This is a genomic window from Nocardia sp. NPDC023852 (assembly GCF_040639505.1).
Classification (GTDB): domain Bacteria; phylum Actinomycetota; class Actinomycetes; order Mycobacteriales; family Mycobacteriaceae; genus Nocardia.
Window position 1 is genome coordinate 1 of record NZ_JBFAAB010000040.1, and the last position, 21,799, is coordinate 21,799.

The following is a 21,799-nucleotide window of genomic DNA, read 5'->3' on the forward strand; positions in this document are numbered from 1 at the left end:
GCGTTCGTCCTGAGCCAGGATCAAACTCTCCGTTGAAGACTCACAACCACACCCCTTGAAGAGGTGCAATCAAAAGTATGAACCAGAGTCCGAAAACCCAGCAAAACAAAACGCCAACAAAATGTTGACTAAAATGTCCAACCTTCCAACCGGGGGGAAAGAAAGGCCGGAACCAATATAAAAATTGGCACTGACATTCATCGACACACTATTGAGTTCTCAAAGAACACACGCACACACATCCAGTCCAGATGAACCAGACCTTCTGCGAGGCAACCGTTCCAGCCTAACTAGATTCTGGAGCGAAGTCAAGCTCGATCCTGATCCTGTCAGCTGCCAGGCGCTCCTCGTCCTACCTCGTTTCCCAGTCCTTCCGCTCAGCGTCTTGGCTGGGCTTCTCGGCTCCGGGTCGGTGTCCGTGTCGCTCTGACCTGGAATAAGTTACGCGGCGGAAAACGCTACGTCAAATCGCCTGAACAAGCCGGTGTTTCCGCAGGTCAGAGACTTGCCAGTCGGGGGGAGAAAGGCTTGAATCACACTGATGTGATTCAAGCCACCCGATCTTCATGTGCCCGCCCTCAGAACTCCTGCGAGGTTCTTCTTGCCGCGGCGCAGCACCAGCCACCGACTGTGCAGGTAGTCGACGTCGGCGGGCGTCCATTCGATGTCGGAGATTCTGGCGTTGTTCACCGAGGCTCCGCCTTCGTTCACGGCACGCCGGGCGGCGCCGCGGCTCTCGCAGAGACCGGTCGCGACGAGGAGATCCACGATGGTGTTCGGTTCGCCCGCCTTGACCTGCACGACCTCGCCGTCGACCGCAGCCTCGCGCAGCGCCGCGCCCAGCGTCGGCTCGTCGAGGTCGCGCAGCTCCCCGCGGCCGAACAGCGCACGGCTGGCCAATTGCACGGCCCGGGTGTTCGCTTCGCCGTGCACCAGGGTCGTCATCTCGGCCGCGAGCGTGTGCTGCGCTTCTCTGACGTGCGGGCGCTCGGCGGTCGCCTGCTCCAGCTCGTCCAAATCCTCGGGGGAAAGGAAGGTAAACCAGCGCAGGTAACGCAGCACATCGGCATCGGCGGTGTTCACGAAGTACTGGTACCAGGCGTAGGGGCTGGTCATCTCCGGGTCGAGCCACAGGCTGCCACCGCCGGTGGACTTGCCGAACTTCTTGCCGTCGGCGGAGGTCACCAGTGGGACGGTCAGCGCGTGCACGTGCGCGCCGTCGACGCGACGGTTGAGCTCGACGCCCGCGATGATGTTGCCCCACTGATCGGAGCCGCCGACCTGCAGACTGCAGCCGTACTTGCGGCGCAGCTGCAGGTAGTCGTTGGCCTGCAGGAGCATGTAGCTGAACTCGGTGTAGGAGATTCCCTCGCCGTCGAGGCGTCGCTTGATGGTGTCGCGGGCCAGCATGACGTTCACCGAGAAGTGCTTGCCGACATCGCGCAGGAAGTCGACGACCGAGAGCGAGCCGGTCCAGTCCATGTTGTCGGCGATGACGGCGCCGGTCGGCGAATCGTCCAGATCGACGAAGCGCTCCAGTTGGGAACGGATCCGCTCAGCCCAGTTCGCCACGGTGTCGGTCGAGTTCATGGTCCGCTCACCGATGTCACGCGGATCGCCGATGAGCCCGGTGGCGCCACCGGCCAGCACGATCGGGCGATGGCCCGCACGCTGGAATCGCTTCAGCGCGAGCAGCGGCACCAGATGACCCGCGTGCAGGCTGGCGGCGGTGGGATCGAAGCCGGCATAGAGGGTCAGCGGACCAGTGGCCGCCGCCGCGCGCAAGGCATCCAGGTCCGTGGACTGCGCGATCAGTCCGCGCCAGGTCAGTTCATCGATGATGTCGCCGCTCACGCTGTCCTATCTTTCCGCATAAGGTCTGTGTCATCGTGTCCGCCTCGGTGCCGTTGCGCGACGCCGCCCAGGTCGAGCGATTGTCGCGGGTTCGGACTGTCGCACAACCCCGGATCGGAAGGTCGGCGGCTCCGGCGCATCGACCACCCGGTGGACGCGCCGACCTCGAGCGCCGCTGCCAGGTGAAGACGATGTCTCCCAGAGTTGCCGGGTGCACGGTCCCGCTGCACGACACGTCGATCGGCGGACCGGAGTCCGCCGATCGCCTCAATTCCCGAAGTGGTCAGCGAAACAAGATCTCCCGCAGCGCGACGATGCCGTCGCGCCGCTGGTAGGCCATCCGGGCGAACAGCACCGCCAGCACCATCGGTAAATGGCGCCAGGCCCGGTGCGCCATAATGAACGCCTGAGTGGCGGCGGCCAGCACCACGGTGACCGAAAGGCACGCCGCGGCAAACCCGCTCAGCCGGGCACCAGCAGGCCGATACCGCCGGCGATCTCGACGACGCCGGTGAAGTAGCGGAACCAGTCGCCGAATCCGATGTCGTTGAAGATCCGCACGGCGTTGGCCTAGCCGAGCACCTTCGGCAGGCCAGAGGCGACGATGAAGAACAGGCCGAGCAAGACCTGCAGGGTCCAGGGTGCGGTTGAGCACCTTGCCCGAGCGATCGGCGGGAGCGGTGGTGGCGACGGCGATATGTGTTTCCTCAGGTTGGTCGCGCCGGGTAGAGGCGCGTTCACCTGATAGGACGAGGGTGCTCGCGAGAATTCATCGCGCGGCGTCGAGGGTCTTCGACCACTGGTTTCGCCGACTCCGCGGCAGGCAGTGACGCACGGGGACTGCGCCGATAGACCGACACCGCCCTGGAACTGGAGAGCCAGAATCGCCATGGCACATCGGCCGCGGTGCTGACACCCACTCGAGGACCGCTGGCGATCTCGGTGTACTCGACCGGCCGGTTCAACTCCAACCGGATCGAGGAAGACGGGTCGAACAGCCGAGTTCCGTAGTCGCTCAACATGATTCCCAACGCACTGCCGAGATTACCTGGGCCACGGGCCAAGTCGAGATCGGAACGCGCGGCCGGACGCCTCGCCTGGACCGTCTCCCGTCCGGTGATCACCTCGCCGGAGCGGATCAGCACGGCACTGGCCGTCCCGTTCGGGCCACTCGTCACGTTCACGCAGGTGTGCATCCCGTAGCTGAGGTATACGTACAGCACCCCGGCGGGCCCGAACATCACTCCGTTGCGCTCGGTGCGCCCGCGCCCCGAATGCGAGGCCGGGTCCGGCCACGGTCCCGCCGGATCTCCCCCATACGCCTCGACCTCGACGATCCGTACCCCCACCGCTCCGGACCACAAGGTGGCCCCGAGCAGACGCCTGGCGGCGGCGGGCGGTTCGACGGCGAGTTCTTCGGCAGACACAGCCGCTATTGTCCTCGACAGCGGGAACGGAATCTCGCCAGCCACTCGAAGTCCCAGCCGTGGGCGGAGCAGGTCGGCTTCTGCATCACTTTCACCGCCATAAGATCCACGCGCTGTGCTGGCCATCGTGGCGTTACCCGGTCGTCGGCGATCACCGCGACGTAGCCCACCGCGACGAGCGCGGCCACTTGGGCCCAGCGCAGCTGGTAATGCCGATCGAGATGGTCGCGGCCACGGCGGCCCGCGAACAGGCGGGCCTGGACCGCGGCAGCCAAAGCGTCGAGCTGAATAAGAACTGGCCGAAGAAGTAGAGCGCGACGCCGCCGGAGAGGGCGGCCGTGGCAACGGAAGCGGCTACGTTCCGGTGGGTGACGCTCATCTGAATGCCCGGCCGGGCCACAACGATGCCGATCAGCCGCGGATACATCGAGTAACGATAGGCAAGAACGGCCGGGGGGAAGCGTTCCCGGTCAGGTATCGCCGCCAGCGCGAGCCCGCCACGCTCGTCATCGACACCGAAATACGCCCACAACAGCACGTGGGCCGGGCACCGGCCGAGGGCGATGGTGGTGATCAGCCGCGGGGTGATCTTCTCCCCCACCAGTCCGTGCCTCGACGCCGAGGCAACCCTGACTTGCACGAGGCGGACATCGGGGTGAACCGCGGAAGATATAGGGACGCTCCCGGATGTGTGGTGGCACCGTCGATTTCTAGCGTCATGCCATGTCGTCGAATTCCCGGCCGCGCAAGTGGTGGCGGTTGCTTGTCGTCCTCGTCGCGGGCGTGACGTTGCTGGTGCTGATGATCGGCGCCGGCGTCACCTGGGTGTATGTCGAGGCATCCGTGTCCACCGTCGGCAGCACGCGATTCGTCAACGAACTCGCTATCCCTCCGCTGGCGCCATCGCGCATGGAACCCGACGGGACCCGCACTTTCGAACTCGACATGCACGCGGGGCGAAAGGAATTCCTGCTCGGCCAGGACACACCGACATGGGGATTCAACGGCGACTATCTCGGGCCGACGCTGCGGGCTCGGCGCGGGGAGAAGGTTGCGGTCGCCGTTCGCAACGACCTGTCTGAGGCATCCACCGTGCACTGGCACGGTATGCATCTGCCCGCTGCGATGGACGGGGGCCCACACCACATGGTGCAGCCCGGCACCACCTGGACGCCGAGCTGGACCGTAGATCAACCCGCAGCGACGCTGTGGTACCACCCACATCCACATGGCACGACCGAAACGCACGTCAGGCGGGGGCTGGCGGGCATGTTCCTGCTCGACGACGACGTGTCCGCATCCCTCGCCCTCCCCGACACCTACGGCGTGGATGACCTGCCGGTGATCGTCCAGGATGTGAAATTCGACGGAGCGGCGCTCAATTCCTCCCACGCGATCTTCCGGGACGTCGGATTCCTCGGCGATCGGACGATGGTCAACGGAACGCTGACGCCGTACCACCAGATCAACGACGAACTCGTCCGCCTGCGCCTGCTCAACGCCTCGACCGCGCGGACCTACACCTTCGGATTCTCCGACACGCGCCCGTTCTCGCTCGTCGCCACCGACGGCGGCCTGGTGGAGCATCCCATCGCTCTGGATCGGCTGCGGCTCTCCCCCGGCGAGCGGGCCGAGATCGTGGTGCGGGTGCGGCCCGGCGAGCGAATAGTGTTGCGCAGCAATGAACTCGACGCCGGACTCGGCTTCTGGACACAGCGATTCTCCGGAGGCGACGACACATTCGACGTCCTCGAGCTGCGCGCGGCCGACACGCTGCGGCCGTCACCGGACCTCGCCGCAACGCTGGCGAGCCCCGCCGCGCCGGACGGTACCGATTCGGTGCGGGAACGGCGGTTCGAGGCGAATCTCGCCGGAATCAACGGCGCGCCGATGGCGATGGACCGCATCGATTTCACCGTCACCCGTGGCACCGCGGAGACCTGGGTGGTCCACAACAACGACGGCATGCCGCACAACTTCCATGTCCACGATGTCCAGTTCATGGTGCTCACGGTGGACGGCGGCGCACCGCCCGACGCGCTGACCGGCCCGAAGGACACCGTCTTCCTGCCACCCGACGGCACCGTGCGGATGGCCATGCGATTCGACGGCCCGGCCGATCCGAACTGGCCGTACATGTATCACTGCCATCTGCTGTGGCACGAGGACCAGGGAATGATGGGCCAGTTCGTGGTCGTCGAGCAGGGCGCGACGGCGGGGACGCCACCCACCCACCACGGCCACTGATTTCCGGGGACGATACGCGATCGACGCTTGCCGTTTCGTCGCGCTAGCGCTAAATTCACCACACAGTGAATTCAACACTCGATGAATTGAGGCGACCATGTCGCAACCAATACCATCCCCGGCTGTCGACATCCGGAACCTGCGGGTCTCCCGCGGCGGACGCGAAGTCCTGCACGACGTGTCACTGACCATCCCGCGCGGCTCGATCACCGGACTGCTCGGCCCATCCGGCTGCGGCAAGACCACGCTGATGCGCAGCATCGTCGGCACCCAGATCGTCGAATCCGGCGATATCTCCGCGCTCGGCCGCCCGGCGGGCTCGGCGGAATTACGCCACCGGATCGGCTATGTCACCCAAGCGCCGAGCATCTACTCCGACATCAGTGTCCGCGAGAACGTCGCGTACTTCGGCGCGCTCTACGGCCGCGACCGCGACGCCGTCGACGAAGCCATCGTGGCGGTCGGCCTGAACACGCACGCCCACCAGCGCGGCGACGAACTCTCCGGCGGCCAGAAAACCCGGGCCTCGCTTGCCTGCGCCCTGGTCGCCCGACCCGAGCTGCTGATCCTGGACGAACCGACGGTCGGCCTGGATCCGGTTCTGCGCGTGGACCTCTGGAAGCAATTCCGCGAATTGGCCGCAGGTGGAACGACATTGCTGGTGTCCAGCCACGTCATGGACGAGGCCGAACACTGCGACCGACTGCTGCTGATGCGCGACGGGCACCTGCTCGCCCAGCTCAGCCCCGATGAGCTCCGCGCGGAGACCGGCGAACAGAACCTGGAGACCGCCTTCCTCACCCTGATCACGATGGGACAGAACGTATGACCGCCGTCCTCGAACCCGCGACGTGGCGCATGCCGACGCTGCGACCCTACGCCGCGACCACCGGCCGCATCCTGCGGCAGCTGCGCAACGACCACCGCACCGTCGCCATGATCCTGGTGGTCCCCGCGCTGCTGATGTCGCTGCTGTACTTCATCTACAAGGACACCCCGACCAGCCCGCTGAACCCGGTCTCGCTCTTCGACCGGGTCGGCATCGCCATGCTCGGCATCCTGCCGTTCATCGTGATGTTTCTGATCACCGCGATCGCCATGCAGCGCGAACGCACCTCGGGCACGCTGGAACGGCTGCTGTCCACGCCGTTGTCGAAACTCGATCTGCTCACCGGGTACGGCACCGCGTTCTCACTGGCCGCCGCCGCGCAGGCAGCCGTCGCCTGTCTGGTCTCGTTCGGCCTACTCGGGCTGGACTCGGCGGGCAGTCCCGGCTGGGTCGTGCTGATCGCGGTGGTCGACGCGGTGTGCGGCGTTGCCCTCGGTCTGCTGGCAAGCGCGTTTGCGCGCACCGAATTCCAGGCCGTACAGTTCATGCCGGTCGTAGTGGCGCCGCAGATCTTTTTGTGCGGCTTGCTTGTTCCCCGCGGCCAGCTGCCTGATTGGCTGGAGGCGATCAGCAACGTGATGCCGTTGAGCTATGCGGTCGATGCGCTGCAACAGGTTTCATCGCACCCGGAGGCGACCAGCGAGATGTGGCGCGACCTGGCCATTGTCGTCGGGTTCACCATCGTCGCCCTCTGCCTCGGCGCGGCGACGCTACGACGGCGGACGGCGTGACGACAGGCAAGGGATCCAACGGCGCCGACCGTCCCACCCGAACCGGTCGCAGACCAGGACAGTCGGGCGCTCGCGCGGCGATCCTCGCGGCCGCCCGTACCCGCTTCTCCGACGCCGGTTTCGACAAGACCTCGGTCCGCGCGATCGCCACCGATGCCGGTGTCGATCCGGCCCTGGTGCATCACTACTTCGGCACCAAACAAGGGCTCTTCGCCGCGGTGGTGGAACTTCCGGTCGACCCGGACACGACGTTGCGGATCATCGACTCGGTGCCACTGGAGGAGTTGGGCGAGAACATCATTCGGGCGGTGGTCGCCGTATGGGACTCCCCGGCGGGTCCCGGGATCGTCGCGGTGGTGCGCAGCATGCTGGCAGGCAATGACGACCCGGCGCTGGCCAGGACTTTCATCCTCGAAGTCGTGTTGGAACGAGTCAGGCAGCGCATCGCCAGCGCGGACGACGACGGTCGCGCCCGGGTCGCGCTGGTGGGGTCGCAGATGATCGGCGTCCTGGTGGCCCGCAAGATCATCGCCGTCGAGCCGATGGCGTCCATGCCGGCCTCCGACTTGGTCGCAGCGGTGGGGCCGACGCTCCAGCGCTATCTCACCGGCGACATCGGGCAGAAACCGTCATGATTACCGCGCGGTGGGGCCGGCACAGTCGCGGCGGACCGGTCACTCCACGACTTCGACAATGTCACCGGGATTCAGATACTCGTAGAACGCCTTGGCACCCTCGTGGAGCATCCGGACGCAACCATGCGACTTCTTCTCGATCGGTCCCACGTGAAAAGCGATGTCGCCGTTGAAGAAGACGGCATACGGCATCGGAGCGTTGTGCATCGTGCTCCAGTGGAACTCACGCTTGAACGAAACGCGGAAGACACCGGGCGGCGTCTCGTATCCCGGCATCCCGTGGGAAATCGGGGTCGGACCATAGACGACCCGGCCCTCGTCCATCAGCCAAGCGTCGTCGGTCGACAGCCGCATACAGGCCCGGGCGGCCGTGGAACAGGGCGCCGTGGGGGGCGGGGGCGGAATCAGCGCAGGGAGACCGGGAATGTCCGGGCCGCCGGGCCAGAGCGGCTCGGCCTGCGCGGGCACCGCCATGGCGAATCCCACTGACGCGACACCGAAGACAATCGCACATCGGGCTGTCCAGTTACGTAAACGCAAGCTGCTCATTACGCTCCTGACCTCTCTACCCATTCGCCGCCTGCATCGCTCACCAGGCTGGTCGGACGCCCCTGCACTGGAGCGTCCAGACCTTCTCGAGGTGTAAATGATCATGGCGGAACCCGCTTCGCCCGGTCAATGGCCGCACTCGAACGTGACGGATCCGTTGCCGAGCGCCGTTTTCGCCCGCGATGGCGGCAAGCGAGTCACGGCGAAACAAGGTGGACAGGCGGGTAACGGCAGGCTGCGATCGACCAGCAGACGCCTCGAGCAGAGGTCAGGTCTCGGCCTGCGCAGCGGTGAACGCTTCGTGTTCGGCGTCGGTCACGTCCCTTGCTTCATCGATGAGCAGCACCGGGATACCGTTCTCGACGGGGTATGCGCGGCGCAGGCGCGGGTTGTAGAGCAGCGTGCTGCCGTCGTCGGCACGGACCAGATGTAGCGGGCCCTTGTCCTGCGGGCAGGCCAGCAGACTCAGCAGTGTGGCGTCCAAAGTGGTGTGCTCAGGCATAGGGTGAACCTACCTCCCGTGCACATCCGACCGGGAACCGTCCACGTCGGCCGCGGGCGCGCGGCGAAATGAGATGTGCCGGTGCCCGAAGAAGCTCGCGGCCGCGACCAGCGCCATCACCACGACCGCCGCCGTAATGCGCGGCAGGTGCAGGACCGACACGGCCAGTTGGAGCAGCACCATGTTCAGTAGCAGCCCACCGGAATTCACGGCGACGAAAGCGCCGAAGTCACGCGCCAGGTGCCCGCGCACCCGGAACACCAACGTGCGGTGCAGGACGAACGCGACGACCACGCTGATGCTGTAGGCCGCGGGGGGCGCGACGGCGGCGGGTACCCGGTCGCCGAGGACCGCTAGCCACATCACGGTCAGCACCATGCCGAGGGCGGTGTTCACCACACCCACCATGGCGAAGGCGATCTCCTGCCGTCGCACCACTCGCAAGAGCGGCCCCGGATCGGCGGCAGTCGGCCCGGTCAGGGTGGCGCGGCCGGGCTCCGCATCCGCCGATCGCGACGAATCCAAGGCAGAGACAACGATCGGCGCTGTCGCGTCCGTGGCATCCGGGCGCCGCGCGTCCACCCTGCGCGCGCCGACCGGGTCCACCGCGCTCATCGGACGGCGTCCACCAGATCGGGTTCACCGGGTTCCCGGGTATCGGTGTCCTGCGGCGTCGGTTCCTCGGTCGGTTCGTCCGTGCGTCGCCTGCCGCGCAGATATGCCCATTCCAGCACGCCGACGCCGAGCAGCCCGAGCAGCGCCGCCGCGGCGCCGATCTGCCAGCCGGGCGGCCGCCAGGTCAGCACCAGGTCACCGGACGTCGTTCCCGCCGGAATATCAACGGCGACAAAGGTTTTCGCGACCACCGCGAAGGGAATGTCATGGCCGTCGAGGGTCACGTGATAGCCCGGCCAGCCGAGCCGCGCGAACACGACCCGTCCACCATCGACCGAACTCACCCGCACCCGGCTCGTCGTATCCGATTCCGCGACCGAGGTAGCGGTACCACCGTGCACGGCGGCGACCCGACCGTTCTGGGTGGAAATCAGACCGCCTTCGCGTTCCAGCACCACGATGTACTTCTCGTGCCCTGGGTAGTCGACCCACTTCCACCCGGGCGGCGCGGACTGGTCGCGTGCGTCCGGGTACAGGGCACGCTGCAGCACGACACGGTCGACCTTCATCAGGTCGACGACGGTCTTGCCGGTGGTCGGCTCGGCCGCGAAGGCCCGACGATAGGCGTCGGGGCAGACGCTGGTGTCCCAGCGCATGCAAAGCATTTCGCCGAACCAATAGTGCCCGTTCGGCGTGTACCCGCTGACGTAAGTCAGCTCGAGGTCCTTGGCGTAGTTGCCGAAGACCAGCGACCCGTATGCTCCGGGGAGCTTCCGCTCATCCGGCTGGATGAGCATACGGTCGCCGAGTTGCAGCGTGGTGCCAGGAAAATCGGGGAAGGCGGCCTTCATCTCCGACCGGTTCTCCGGCAGGTTCCAGCCCATCGGCGTCGGCTGGGCAGCCCACACCTGTAGAAACGCGATCGGGAAAGTCGAAACGATTACCAGCGCACAGGCCGCGACCGTACCGCGGCTGCGACCGATCCACACCACCGCGCTGCCGAGCGCCGCCACCGCCAATGCCGCGACGATGTGCCACACCACCTCGCGCGGAGCCGCGGAGAACGATCGCGCCCACAGCAGACCGATCAGCACCGCGGCGGCGACCCCGCGCCGCCGCCATCCGTCGAATGTCGCGAACCGACCGAGCAGCACACACACCAGCACCAGCAGGCCAAGCGCCACCATCGGCAGCACCCGAACAGGCCAGCGCAGGGGTCCGATCGTGCCGGGCCCCGCGGTCCACATCAGCGCCATCACCGTAAAGAGCGCGGGTGCGGTGAACTCACGCGCCGAATCGAGCGCCTTACGCCAGTCGACGAAGGCGAGCGCCGGAATCAGGAACCAGGCGATGTAGACCACCGGCATCGGCTGCACGTAGCCCCACCAGGAGTTGAACGCGGGCAGCGTACTGGGAAGGCTCGCGTTGAGCGATTCCGACCACGGCACGGTGAGGAACTGATCGTTGTTGATCTGCGCCGTGCCCCGCCAGGTCACCTTCGCCGACATCATGCTCGGCAGGTAGGTCATCAGACCGGCCAGTGCGGCACAGACCGCCACCAGGAGCAGGCGCAGCGACGGCCGCCACTTCTTCTGGTAGACGAGTTCACCGACCGCCACGGCGCCGATCATCAGGCCGGCCTCGACCGCCGGGAAGATGTACTGCACCGAGATAGCCAGGTAGAGGAACACGAACGTCGGAATCGGCCCGCTGTATCCGATGCGGCGTCCGCGCAGCCCTACGTGGTTACGCAAGCTGCCGCCTCCGGGCCCGGGTCCACGCGCGTACCGCACCCCGGAGGCCCACGCGTGCACCAGCCACGCGGTGCCCGTGAAAGCGGTCATCCAGCTGGCTTCGTCGAAGAACAACAGCCATCCGGTGAACGGGATGGCGCTACCGGCCACCGCCGCCCATGGCGCCTTCGCACCGTAAGCCAGGCAGATCCGGTAGACGCCGAGTCCGAGGATGATGGCGAATATCAGCTTCACCACGGTGGCATACAGCGCGAGGTTACCGACCGAGGGCGCGATCAGATCGATCAGCAGCTGCGGTGGATTGAGCAGACCCGCCTCTTCGATGGTGTAGTTTCCCGCCATCCAGTGCTCGGGAACCATCGCGGGGAACTGCCCTGCACGCAGTTGTCTGCCGAGCATCACCCACAGCGGCGCGTACTGCGATTCCGTGTCATCGGTGTAGAAATGCCGAATGTTGGCGAATAGAACCGCAACGTACCCCGCGACAACCCCGAGCGCGGTAATGATTCCCCAGATGTAGACGTCTCGCGAAGCAACGGTTCTACTTTCCACCACGAGTCACAGACCCTACAGGCAAGCCGGTGCTATCCGGGCAAGCCAGTGCGATGACACCATCCGAAGACGCAACGCGTTGTCGCCGTGGGCTCGGCGACAACGGTGATGACCGGGAACCTATCCGATCGCGCCTGGGGCCTTGACCTCCGGTCGGCGGAACGAAATGTACCGATGGCCGAAGAAACTGGCGACCGCGACCAGGCCCATCACCACGACCGCCGACGGAATCCGCGGCAGGTGCAGCGCCGAGACAGCCAGCGACAGCAGCACCGTATTCATCAGCAGCCCACCGGAATTCACTACGACGAAGCCGGCGAAATCGCGTACCAAACGGCCACGCACCCGGAACACCAGGGTCCGATGCAGAACGAAAGCCACGACGATGCCCATACCGTAGGCCAGCACCACCGCGACGGCTGGTGGCCACGCGTCACCCAGCACCGCCAGCCACGCCACAGTCAGGGTGATACCGAGCACCGTGTTGCACCCGCCGATCAGCGCAAAAGCAACCTCCTGCCTGCGCACGACGCGCAGCAACGGTCCCACCGGCAACGCACCGGTCGCCGTCGGGTTCGCGGCGGCTGGTGCGTCGCCGGAGCGTGCGTTCGCCCTCATGACACGACGTCCGCCAGCTCGCGGTCCGGCTCGCCGGTCACCGGATCAGCGGTCTGCTCCGGCTCCGCACGCCGCCGGGACCGCACGTAGAGCCACTGCAGGATGCCGATGCCGAGCACGCCCGCTACCGCGGTCGCGATACCGATCTTCCAGCCCGGCGGACGCCAGGTCAGGACCAGTTCGGCGTTCTGGGTGCCCGCTGGCACCTGGACGGCGACGAAGGACTTGGCGACTGTTGTAATCGGAATAGATTTGCCGTTCAAGGTGACTCGGTACCCAGGCCAGCCGAGCCGGGAGAACACGACACGACCGCCCTCGGCCGAGGACACCCGTACCCGGCTGGTGGTGTCGGTTTCGGAGATCGAGGTCGCGGTCACGTGGTCGGCGTCCGCGACGCGGCCGTTCGTCGTCGAGGTCGGACCGGCCACTCGTTCCAGCACCGCGATGTAGCGCTCATGACCGGGATAGTCCACCCATTTCCAGCCTTCGGGGGCGGGTTGGTTCGGTGCCTCCGGGAACAGTGCCCGTTGCAGCACCACTCGGTCCAGCTTCATCAGATCGACGAGAGGCCGCCCGGTGGTCGGCTCCGGCGCGAACATCCGCCGGTAGGCGTCCGGGCAGACGCTACCGTCCCAGCGCATACACAGCATCTCGCCGAAATAGAAGTGGCCGCTGGGGGTGTAGCCATTGACGTAGTCGAGTTCGACTCCCCTGGCGTAGTTGCCGAAGACGAGCGATCCATAGGCGCCTTCGACGCTCTTGTCCTGCGGCTGCAACAGACCACGGTCACCCAGTTGGATGGTGGTGCCCGCGAAATCAGGGAAGGCCGCCTTCGCCTCCGAACGCCGGGCGGGCAGATTCCACGCCATAGGGGTGGGTTGCGCGGCGCTGACCTGGAAGTACGCGATCGGGAACATCGCGACGATGGCCAGTACGCAGGCCGCCGCCGTACCCCTGGTACGCCCTAGCCACACCGCCCCGGCCACCAACCCGGCGAGCGCTAGCGCCGCGATTACGTGCAGGACCGCGTCGTGCGGGTCGGCGGAGAACGAGCGCACCCACAGCAGCAGAATCAGCACACCCGCCGCCGTGCCGCGACGCTTGGGATCAGCCACCGTGCCGTAGCGACCGACCAGCACGCACACCAGCACGAGCAGACCGATAGCCAGCATCGGAAGTACTCGAGCGGGCCAGCGCAGCGGCCCGATCGAACCCGGGCCCGCGGTCCACATCAGCATCATGATCGCGAATATCGCGACCGCGCTGAGTTCGCGCCAGGACTCCCGTGCGCGGCGCCAGTCGATGAACGCCAGCGCCGGAATCAGGAACCAGGCGACATAGGTGACCGGAAGCGGCTGAACATAGCCCCACCACGAACTGAACGCGGGTAGCGAGCTGGGCAGGCTGGCGTTCAGCGACTCCGACCACGGCACCGTGAGGAACTGGTCGTTGTTGATCTGAGAGGTGCCGCGCCAAGTCACCTTCGCCGAGAGCATCGAAGGCAGGAAGGTCAGCAGACCCGCGAGCCCGGCACACCCCGCCACGACGGTCAGCCGAACCACCGGCTGCCACTTCCGCTGGTACACAAGCTCGCCCACAGCCACCGCCAGCAGCATCAATATCGCCTCGACTGCCGGGAAGATGTACTGCGTCGAAATGGTCAGATACAGGTAGACGAATACCGGGATCGGCCCGCCGGGTTCGATGCGGCGTCCGCGGCGCCCTACATGGTTACGCGAGCTACCACCTCCGGCCCCGTCGCTACCGCCGTATTCGATGCGGCGTCCGCGGGGCCCTACGTGGTTACGCGAGCTACCGCCTCCGGGCCCGTCGCTACCGCCGGGACCGCGCAGGTAACGCACCGATGCGGCCCAGGCGTGCACCATCCACGCGGTGCCGGTAAGCGCGGTCATCCAGCTGGCTTCGTCGAAGAACAGGAAGAAGCCCGACATCGGCAGCGCGATGCCCGCCGCCGCCGACCACGACGGCCGCCCACCATAGACGAGGCAGATGCGGTACACGCCGAGCGCGGCGATGATCGAGAAGATCAACTTCACGACGGTGGCGTACAGGGCGACATTGTCCACCGAAGGCGCGATCAGATCGATCAGCAGCTGCGGCGGATTGAACAGGCCGGCGTCGTCCATTGTGTTGTTGCCCGACATCCACTGCTCGGGCACCATCACTGGAAAGGTGCCCTCGCGCAACGCGCGGCCAAGCCCCACCCACAGCGAGGTGTACTGGGATTCGGTGTCGTCGGTAAAGAAATGCCGGATGTTGGCGAGCAGAACAGCGACATAACCCGCGACCACTCCGAGCGCGGTGATGCCCCCCCACCGATAGACATCTCGCCGCGAATAACCGTCCTGCCGCGAGTCGAGCACTGCACTGTCCGTCACGAGTTCCCAACCCTACAGGCCGGCTCCTCGCTTGGCATCGGTCGCCGACGCCACCATGATTAGGAGGTGATCAGCTGCTCCGGTAACCCGAAACCGCACCGTGCTAGAGTCCACAACGGCTCGGGCCCTGCTGTCTTGCAGCGAGTACCGGTACGCACCGTCATCGAAAGTCGATCCAGCTGATGCCGATTCCCCCCGTCCGCACACCCCGTTCCGGCGCCCCCGCGACGAACGGTGATCCGGCTCGGCCCGGCATGGACCGGCCGCACACGGTGTCGGTGGTCGTACCGGTGTACCGGGGCGAGGAAACGATCGCCGGACTGGTCGCCGAGCTACACGGTCTGACCCGCCGCACCGAAACTCCCGGCGGCCTCACGTTCACCGTCACCGAGATCATCCTGGTGCACGACCACGGCCCCGACCGTTCCGACATGGTGCTGCAGGAACTGGATCAGACCTACGCCGAGGTGCGCACCGTCTGGCTCAGTCGAAACTTCGGCCAGGATGCGGCGACGATCGCGGGGATGTCGGCAGCGGGCGGCGACTGGATCGTCACCATGGACGAGGACGGTCAGCACGACCCACACTTCATCGCAGACTTCCTGGACACGGCGCTGACCCAGCGTGCCGACCTGGTGTATTCCAAGCCGACCAACACCAGGCCGCACGGATTCCTGCGCAATCTGACCTCGCGCGGGGCCAAGGTGGTGCTCGCGACGCTGTTTGCTTTCCCGGATTCCACCCGGTTCGAAAGTTATCGGCTGATACGCGGGGACATCGGCCGACAGCTCGCCGAGGTCGCCTCCAACGGCGTGTACCTCGACGTCGCGCTGACCTGGGTGGTCGGCGCGGTCGCGCAGGCACCGGTCGTGCTACGCAGCGAGGGCCGCGAGGATTCCGGCTACAACTATCGCCGGCTGTTCTCGCTCTTCTGGAAGATGGTGCTGTGCAGCGGAACTCGCGGCCTGCGGCTGGTCAGCCTGCTCGGCGTCACGCTGGCTCTGGCCGGCGGCGTGATGGCCGCTGTCGTCGTGTGCGAGGCCCTGACCACCGATGATTGGGCGCCCGAGGGCTGGGCCTCGACCATCGTCGTGCTGCTGCTGTGTTCCGGCGCTGTGCTCTTCTCGCTCGGACTCATCGCCGAGTACCTCGGAGTCGCTTTGCACATTCTAGTGGGTAAACCGCTCTATCTCACCGTCGAGACACCGACGCCGCGCCCGGCGGATATCCGGGTATCGACCGCGACCACCGCCAGCAAGGGGACCGACCGGGTTGAGCACTGACCGCGTCATCTTCAGCCGCCCGTTCCGGGCGCGCAAGGAACTACCGAACCTGGAGGCCGTGCTGGCCTCCGACCACAGCCACGGCGACGGGCAGTTCACCGCTTCGGCAACCGCGAAACTGAAGGCCATCACAGGTGCGCCGCACGCCCTGCTCACCACCTCCTGCACCTCCGCGCTGGAGATGGCGGGCCTGCTGCTGGAACTGGGCCCCGACGACGAAGTGATCGTGCCGAGCTTCGCGTTCACCTCCACCGCCACTTCCATGGCGCTGCGCGGCGCCACCTGTGTATTCGCCGATATCGATCCGGCGACCGGAAATCTGGATCCGGAGTCGGTGGCCGCCGTGATCACCGAGCGGACGAAGGCCGTGGTGGTCATCCATTACGGTGGCGTCGCCGCCGACATGGCGGAATTGCTCGCGCTGGCGAACGCACACGGCTTCGCGGTCGTGGAGGACAACGCGCATGGGCTCGGCGGTACCTGGCGCGGCCATCCGCTGGGAACCATCGGCACGATGGGCACGCTCAGCTTCCACGACACCAAGAACGTGCACTGCGGCGAGGGCGGCGCGCTACTGCTCACCGACGAGATCCTGATGGCGCGCGCCGAGATCATCCGGGAGAAGGGTACCGACCGGGCACGATTCCTGCGCGGAGCCGTGGACAAATACTCCTGGCAGGACATCGGCTCCAGTTACCTGCCGAGCGAGCTGAACGCGGCCGTGCTCGACGCGCAACTGGACGAGTTCGACACGATCCAGGCCGGACGGCACCGGGTGTGGGACGCGTACGCCGACGCACTCCCGGACTGGGCTCGACGCAACGACGTGCGTCTCATGGCGGTACCCGCGGACCGTGCGCACACCGCCCACCTCTACTACTTGCGCACCCCGACCGAACGCCGCCGCGACCAGCTCATCGCGCACCTCGCCGCGCGGGGCGTCTCGGCGCCGTTCCACTACGTTCCGCTGGATTCCAGCCCGGCGGGCTTCAAACTCGGCCGCACGCCGCGGCCGTGTGTGCACAGCGCGGAATTCTCGGGAACAGTTGTGCGGCTGCCGCTCTGGCCCGATCTGACCGACGCTCAGATCGCTCGTGTCGTGGACGCGGTCACCGCGTTCACCATGTGACCGCACGGGTCCGTCCGCCGCGACGGACCCGTATCTCGGCGTCACGCCGTGAGCACGTAGAGCTTCTCCCTGCCGCCCGCGATCAGGGACTGCCGCACCACCCGAGGTCCGTACTCCGCGAAGAACTCGTCCAGCGTCTGCTCGGTGAAGCGGTGCGCCTGCTCGCCGTCGCCCGCGTCGGTGAACCGCTTGCCGATGGTGGCGAGGACAGGATTGTTGCTCGTCGCCAGGTTGCGGACCGGCTCAGCGATGATGACCTGCTTGGTCGCCGCCGCGAGCATCCGATCGATCACGGGCCGCGGCTCGGGGAGGAAATGGTAGAGGCTGGCTTGCATGATCACGTAGTCGGCCGGGGGCAGTGCGTCGTCGGAACGCAGGTTCCATACCTCGCCGCGCCCGCCCGCCTCGACCACACGCGCGACGAAGCGCTCGTTCAGATCGAGCCCCGTATAAACAACCGACTTGCGACGCAAGTAGCGGGTGTAGAGCGTGGCGGGCCCACAACACAGATCGATCGCGCTCGCCCCCTCCGGGATGAGTTCCGCGATCGCGCGATACCGAGCCGTGTAATGCCTGCCGTACAACGCACGCATCAGCACCTCGTAGACGGTCCCGTTGCGATAGATGAGGCTCGTTCTCACAAGCACTCACTATGCCCCATTCGTCCGGGAATCCCGTAGTTCGGCAAGGTGGATGCGACCACCTCGGCGACGGGGCGTGCCGTGACATGTCAGCCGCCGAGTATGCGCGCCTGATCCTCGGTGAGGACCTCGTATGCCTCCGACGCCCGGTTGTACCACCAGGTGTCAGGCCCTGGCCGCGGCGGACCGGCGTCTTGCACGGCACGGGCGGAGGGTCGGTAGGACGCGCTGCGCGGGATCTCCTCCACCACGTGGACCAGATCGGGACGCTGGTCAGAGTCCAGCGCGCGCAGCGCCTCGGTGAGGTCCTCGGCCTCGAGCCGGAAACCTTTGCGCACGGTCACCGCGCCCACCGCGATGCACTGGTCGCCGACGCCGAGCCCATAGGCGACCTCCACGTCGACGGCGGTGATGTCGTTGAGCACATCGACGATCGGCTGACCGAAGACCGGCCCGCGGCGGGTGCGGATCACCGTGTCCGTGCGGTCCATCAGCCAGTAGTCGCCGTCGCTGTCGCGGCGGAACAAGTTCTCCGTCGGCATCCACGAATCACCCGGGGCGAACACACCGCGCAGGCCGCCCGCCGAGAGGTCGACGCCCTCGGATGCCTTGCCGATCAGGAGACCGACCTCGTTGTCCGCGCAGCGCCGGGCGAAGCCGAACCGGTCGACCAGGATCCGCTCGGAGATCGGGTCGTAGGCGACGAGTTCTACCTTTGCGGTGCCTGGCACGGGCCTGCCCTTGCAGCCGCGTTTCGCACCGGCCACGTTGGCGAGCACCACGTCGCCCTCGATCGAGGCGTAGAACTCCAGCACCCGGGCAGGGTCGAACTGCTCGACGGCGCGCCGCCACAACCCGGGCGGCATGCCGGAGCCGATGAATAGACGGATCGGGTGGCGGTGCCCGGCCGGGAAGACTTCCGCATCCAGGATGTCGCGCAGCATCGTCCAGGTGTAGGTCACTACTGTGACGCCGTAACGGTATACCTCCTCGGCGAAGCGTTCCGGGTCGAGCGAACGGGCCAGCGCGATCCGGCTACCACCCGCGACCGCCCCGCCGAGGCTGACCAGCAACCCGGAGGAATGGTGTAGCGGCGCCAGGCAGTACACCGTGTCGCGTTGGTCGAGGTCGGCGGTGGTCGCGGTGCCGAACGCCGACAGCGCCCAACGGTGGTTGGTGATGTACTTCGCCTCCAGCCGGTCGCCGGTGCCGGTGACCAGCACGAACGCCAGCTCCCGCGCCAGACCGGGATCCGGCCGGTACCACGCGGGTAGCTGCACCTGAGTGGGATCTATCCGTTCCAAATCGATCACCTGGTCGCCGAGGGGGATCGCGAGCTCCCTTGCGTCCCCGCCGCCGAGCACCAGCACCCGGGCTCTGGTCGCGGCGGCCTGCCGTAGGTTCTCCGGGTCGGCCACCACAGTGTCGACACCGGTGAGCTCGATCGCCCGATCCAGTCCGCTGCCCGGGGCGAGCAGCACCGCCACCGCGCCGAGCCGGGACAGCGCCGCGACCGTGGCGAGCGCGCTGGGTCGGGTCTCCATCACCACGCCGATCCGCATCGCGGGGCGAACGCCGACCGAGATGAGGCCGCGCACCACGTTGTCGATACGCACGTTGACGGCCGCGTTGGTGTGCACCCGGTCGTCGAACAGGAACAGGTCTTTCATCGGTGCGCGGCGCGCCTGCTCGGCGAGCAGCCGCCCGAGCGAGATCCGGGTGTGCGACTGGATCATGCCGAGGCGGGCCAGTCTGGGTAGCGCCCGCGCGGCCTCACCGGCCAGCTCGATGGACCCGCGCAGCGTGTTGCCCGCGATACCTTCCAGCGCCTTCCCCACCCCGGCACTCGCCTCGGCGAGGGTCGCGGCGGTGTGCACGACGCGGGTGGCCGCCGAACGTGGGCGATTGTTCGCCACGTGCTCGGTCATCGGGACGATCTGCGGCGGCAGCGGCTTGTCGCGGCTCATCCAGTCGACCCACTGCCGCACCAGCGGCCAAGTGTGTTTGGTCGCCATGCTGCCCGCCACCAGGCCGAAGTGCCCGGTGGGCAGGGTCGTCTCATACACTTCCGCGTTCGGGGCGGCCCGCACGATACCGCGGACCGCCGCCGGCTGGCCGATGTCGTCGACCTCACCGAGGAACGCCAGGATCGGGCATTTCAGTTCGGCCAGCGAGATCGGCTGATCGCGGATCACGAATCCACCGAGCATCAACCGGTTGTGCGCGACGAACTGCTTGAGCAGATCCGCCGCGGCCGGGCCCGCGTAACCGACCCAGCCGTCACTGTTGAGGAAGCGGCGCTGCCTCTCCTTCGGCAACAGCGCCTCGCGGTCGTGCAGCTGGCGCAGGAAATCGATCCTGGACTTGGCCGTCTTCATCGGGTCGAGCAGCTGGAAGCCGATCCGCACCATGGATTCGGTGATCGGCAGCCGCGTGACCACGTGGTCGGCCAGGAAGTCGGCGACGTCGGACACCATTCCGTAGGGAAGCCCGAACGGCATGCCCGCGACGATGTCGACCGGGCTGCCGAAGGTCACGATGCTGTCCACCCCCTTGCCGTACCGGTAGGCGGTGGTCTGATAGGCGAACATGCCGCCCTGCGAGTACCCCATCAGGTGTACGCCGCTGCCGGTGGCCTCCATGACGGTGTCGATGGCGCTGCTGACCGCGAGCACGTGGTCGGCGAGGTCGCGTTCCCAGCCGCCCTCCTCGCTCGCCGGCGAGCCGAAATCGACCACCCAGCAGTCGATTCCGCCGTGATACAGAATGCCGACGGCGCCGTCGTCGGCATTCACGTCCCAGATGTCGGCATTGACCATGAGCGGAGGAACGAGCAGGGCGACGGGGCGGCCGGGAGTGGTGTCGTCGGGGAAGTAATGGCGCAGCCGGTACATGCGTCGACGCTCCACTACCTCGAACGGAGACGACTCCACATCATTGGTCAGGCCGCCGAAGCGGATGACCTCGAGGCCGTTCTGCGCGGTCGACATCAACCGCTGCACGGACCCCACCACATCCTTCGCACTGATCTTCACGATCGCTCCTGGCCCTACCCTTGAAAGTGACCTATATCACACATCCTGGCGTGTTCAGACGAGCTTGCCACACCGCATGTCCATTATGTGTCCGCTGTGACCCGATCCATGCCAGGTAGCCCATGGTCAGCCGCCCAAGACGTGCACGGGCATGGCCGCGAGCACCTAGAGGCCCACGCTCGGCGGATAGCCCACCGAGGCGATTTCCTACGCCGGGCCGCGCTCGAACGCCCTCGGCTCCCGTCCGGCTCGCCGCGCGGGCGGGAATGCACTCGAGACGTTGCCGGCGCACTCGACCGGATCCCGGGGTGGCAACGTACGCTCCGGCTCCGAGTAGGCCGGGGTTCGAGATACCGCGTGCCGACCGCCGCGGCCGCGCCGGCGACCCATTGGGCGGCGTCGTGAGTCTCATGGTCGCGGCGGCGATCCGGCAGAGCGCGGGCTTCGCCCACGCCGTCGATGCTCAGCACCGTTGGCCATGTCGTTCTCGCCGACCGGGCTCGAACGTCCGCCGCACCGTGGCCAGCGGAATTCCGCCCGTGGTGAGCACGGCAACCGAGCCGGTGATAACCGGAAAGTCCGAACAGATGGGCAGTCCATAGGTCCAGGTGAACCCGAAGATCGACGATTGGTGATCCGAAGCGACGAGAAGGGCATTCGGCGATTCACCGGAATGCTGCCGCGGGTTACGGAACCGAGCGCGTGTCGTGACGATTTGCGGCCCTTCGGGGCAACTTCGAAATTCCTCTGCGCACAGCCGGTTTCGCGGCTTACCATCGATGGCGTCCGGAACACTTTGCCAGACATACGATTTCCTGAATCGAGCAGCTGCACGGGCATGCGTGCCTGCGAATATTTTGTGAACAGGCACTGACTCTGAACTTTCGGCGATTCTGAATCAGTCCGACTCCGAACGTCATCATTGATCGTCTCGGTGAC

The 21,799-nt window shown here is 66.6% G+C and carries 19 protein-coding genes; 6 read left to right on the forward strand and 13 right to left on the reverse strand.

The genetic code is table 11. The features are described 5' to 3' along the window. Positions 1 to 564 precede the first annotated feature (564 nt). From tyrS to AB0H00_RS30125, 5 genes are all read right to left on the reverse strand, one after another. On the reverse strand, positions 565 to 1,854 hold the full coding sequence (gene tyrS, locus AB0H00_RS30105) for a tyrosine--tRNA ligase (RefSeq protein WP_357272934.1): 1,290 nt from the start codon (positions 1,852 to 1,854) through the stop codon (positions 565 to 567). Between the two features lie 283 nt (positions 1,855 to 2,137). Then, positions 2,138 to 2,281, reverse strand: coding sequence for a hypothetical protein (locus AB0H00_RS30110; protein ID WP_357272936.1), 144 nt, complete (start codon positions 2,279 to 2,281; stop codon positions 2,138 to 2,140). A 35-nt stretch (positions 2,282 to 2,316) separates the two neighbouring features. After that, positions 2,317 to 2,415 carry a DoxX family protein gene (locus AB0H00_RS30115; RefSeq protein ID WP_357272938.1) on the reverse strand — a complete coding sequence of 33 codons (99 nt, stop codon included), beginning with the start codon at positions 2,413 to 2,415 and terminating at the stop codon, positions 2,317 to 2,319. Positions 2,416 to 2,591: 176 nt separating this feature from the next. Then, complete coding sequence (locus tag AB0H00_RS30120; protein WP_357272995.1) at positions 2,592 to 3,290, reverse strand: DNA-3-methyladenine glycosylase; 699 nt, start codon at positions 3,288 to 3,290, stop codon at positions 2,592 to 2,594. 142 nt (positions 3,291 to 3,432) lie between these two features. After that, complete coding sequence (locus AB0H00_RS30125) at positions 3,433 to 3,882, reverse strand: low temperature requirement protein A (protein WP_357272941.1); 450 nt, start codon at positions 3,880 to 3,882, stop codon at positions 3,433 to 3,435. 122 nt (positions 3,883 to 4,004) lie between these two features. Here AB0H00_RS30125 and AB0H00_RS30130 point away from each other — a divergent pair, with 122 nt between their 5' ends. From AB0H00_RS30130 to AB0H00_RS30145, 4 genes are all read left to right on the forward strand, one after another. Then, entirely contained in the window at positions 4,005 to 5,528 is a 1,524-nt protein-coding gene (locus AB0H00_RS30130) for a multicopper oxidase domain-containing protein (protein WP_357272943.1), read from the forward strand. A 97-nt stretch (positions 5,529 to 5,625) separates the two neighbouring features. Then, positions 5,626 to 6,357: an ABC transporter ATP-binding protein gene (locus AB0H00_RS30135; RefSeq protein ID WP_357272944.1), complete on the forward strand. Its 732-nt coding sequence runs from the start codon at positions 5,626 to 5,628 to the stop codon at positions 6,355 to 6,357. Next, complete coding sequence (locus AB0H00_RS30140; RefSeq protein ID WP_357272946.1) at positions 6,354 to 7,148, forward strand: ABC transporter permease; 795 nt, start codon at positions 6,354 to 6,356, stop codon at positions 7,146 to 7,148. The genes AB0H00_RS30135 and AB0H00_RS30140 overlap by 4 nt, the downstream gene beginning before the upstream one ends. After that, positions 7,145 to 7,783 carry a TetR family transcriptional regulator gene (locus AB0H00_RS30145; protein ID WP_357272949.1) on the forward strand — a complete coding sequence of 213 codons (639 nt, stop codon included), beginning with the start codon at positions 7,145 to 7,147 and terminating at the stop codon, positions 7,781 to 7,783. The genes AB0H00_RS30140 and AB0H00_RS30145 overlap by 4 nt, the downstream gene beginning before the upstream one ends. 39 nt (positions 7,784 to 7,822) lie before the next feature. Here AB0H00_RS30145 and AB0H00_RS30150 read toward each other — a convergent pair whose 3' ends face one another. The 6 genes from AB0H00_RS30150 to AB0H00_RS30175 form a co-directional block, all read right to left on the reverse strand. Further along, positions 7,823 to 8,332 carry a L,D-transpeptidase gene (locus AB0H00_RS30150; protein ID WP_357272951.1) on the reverse strand — a complete coding sequence of 170 codons (510 nt, stop codon included), beginning with the start codon at positions 8,330 to 8,332 and terminating at the stop codon, positions 7,823 to 7,825. 268 nt (positions 8,333 to 8,600) lie between these two features. Then, positions 8,601 to 8,834: a Trm112 family protein gene (locus AB0H00_RS30155; protein WP_357272953.1), complete on the reverse strand. Its 234-nt coding sequence runs from the start codon at positions 8,832 to 8,834 to the stop codon at positions 8,601 to 8,603. 9 nt (positions 8,835 to 8,843) lie between these two features. Further along, positions 8,844 to 9,449: a GtrA family protein gene (locus AB0H00_RS30160; protein ID WP_357272955.1), complete on the reverse strand. Its 606-nt coding sequence runs from the start codon at positions 9,447 to 9,449 to the stop codon at positions 8,844 to 8,846. Next, entirely contained in the window at positions 9,446 to 11,755 is a 2,310-nt protein-coding gene (locus tag AB0H00_RS30165) for a hypothetical protein (protein ID WP_357272997.1), read from the reverse strand. The genes AB0H00_RS30160 and AB0H00_RS30165 overlap by 4 nt, the downstream gene beginning before the upstream one ends. Before the next feature lie 120 nt (positions 11,756 to 11,875). Beyond that, positions 11,876 to 12,373, reverse strand: coding sequence for a GtrA family protein (locus AB0H00_RS30170; RefSeq protein ID WP_357272957.1), 498 nt, complete (start codon positions 12,371 to 12,373; stop codon positions 11,876 to 11,878). Next, positions 12,370 to 14,685, reverse strand: coding sequence for a hypothetical protein (locus AB0H00_RS30175; RefSeq protein ID WP_357272999.1), 2,316 nt, complete (start codon positions 14,683 to 14,685; stop codon positions 12,370 to 12,372). The genes AB0H00_RS30170 and AB0H00_RS30175 overlap by 4 nt, the downstream gene beginning before the upstream one ends. Positions 14,686 to 15,026: 341 nt before the next feature. Here AB0H00_RS30175 and AB0H00_RS30180 point away from each other — a divergent pair, with 341 nt between their 5' ends. Further along, on the forward strand, positions 15,027 to 16,055 hold the full coding sequence (locus AB0H00_RS30180) for a glycosyltransferase (RefSeq protein WP_357273001.1): 1,029 nt from the start codon (positions 15,027 to 15,029) through the stop codon (positions 16,053 to 16,055). Then, on the forward strand, positions 16,045 to 17,184 hold the full coding sequence (rffA, locus tag AB0H00_RS30185) for a dTDP-4-amino-4,6-dideoxygalactose transaminase (RefSeq protein WP_357272959.1): 1,140 nt from the start codon (positions 16,045 to 16,047) through the stop codon (positions 17,182 to 17,184). Before AB0H00_RS30180 ends, rffA begins: the two co-directional genes overlap by 11 nt. Positions 17,185 to 17,225: 41 nt before the next feature. Here rffA and AB0H00_RS30190 read toward each other — a convergent pair whose 3' ends face one another. Together AB0H00_RS30190 and AB0H00_RS30195 are read right to left on the reverse strand one after the other, a co-directional pair. Further along, positions 17,226 to 17,825: a class I SAM-dependent methyltransferase gene (locus AB0H00_RS30190; protein WP_357272962.1), complete on the reverse strand. Its 600-nt coding sequence runs from the start codon at positions 17,823 to 17,825 to the stop codon at positions 17,226 to 17,228. An 89-nt stretch (positions 17,826 to 17,914) separates the two neighbouring features. Further along, positions 17,915 to 20,860, reverse strand: coding sequence for an acyl-CoA synthetase (locus AB0H00_RS30195; protein ID WP_357272964.1), 2,946 nt, complete (start codon positions 20,858 to 20,860; stop codon positions 17,915 to 17,917). Between the last annotated feature and the right edge of the window lie 939 nt (positions 20,861 to 21,799).

Excerpts from the sequence above, each read along its gene's own strand:
- AB0H00_RS30170 (WP_357272957.1), bottom strand. The coding sequence starts at position 12,373 with ATGAGGGCGAACGCACGCTCCGGCGACGCACCAGCCGCCGCGAACCCG.
- AB0H00_RS30130 (WP_357272943.1), top strand. The coding sequence starts at position 4,005 with ATGTCGTCGAATTCCCGGCCGCGCAAGTGGTGGCGGTTGCTTGTCGTC.
- AB0H00_RS30135 (WP_357272944.1), top strand. The coding sequence starts at position 5,626 with ATGTCGCAACCAATACCATCCCCGGCTGTCGACATCCGGAACCTGCGG.
- AB0H00_RS30140 (WP_357272946.1), top strand. The coding sequence starts at position 6,354 with ATGACCGCCGTCCTCGAACCCGCGACGTGGCGCATGCCGACGCTGCGA.
- AB0H00_RS30160 (WP_357272955.1), bottom strand. The coding sequence starts at position 9,449 with ATGAGCGCGGTGGACCCGGTCGGCGCGCGCAGGGTGGACGCGCGGCGC.
- AB0H00_RS30150 (WP_357272951.1), bottom strand. The coding sequence starts at position 8,332 with ATGAGCAGCTTGCGTTTACGTAACTGGACAGCCCGATGTGCGATTGTC.
- AB0H00_RS30155 (WP_357272953.1), bottom strand. The coding sequence starts at position 8,834 with ATGCCTGAGCACACCACTTTGGACGCCACACTGCTGAGTCTGCTGGCC.
- AB0H00_RS30180 (WP_357273001.1), top strand. The coding sequence starts at position 15,027 with ATGGACCGGCCGCACACGGTGTCGGTGGTCGTACCGGTGTACCGGGGC.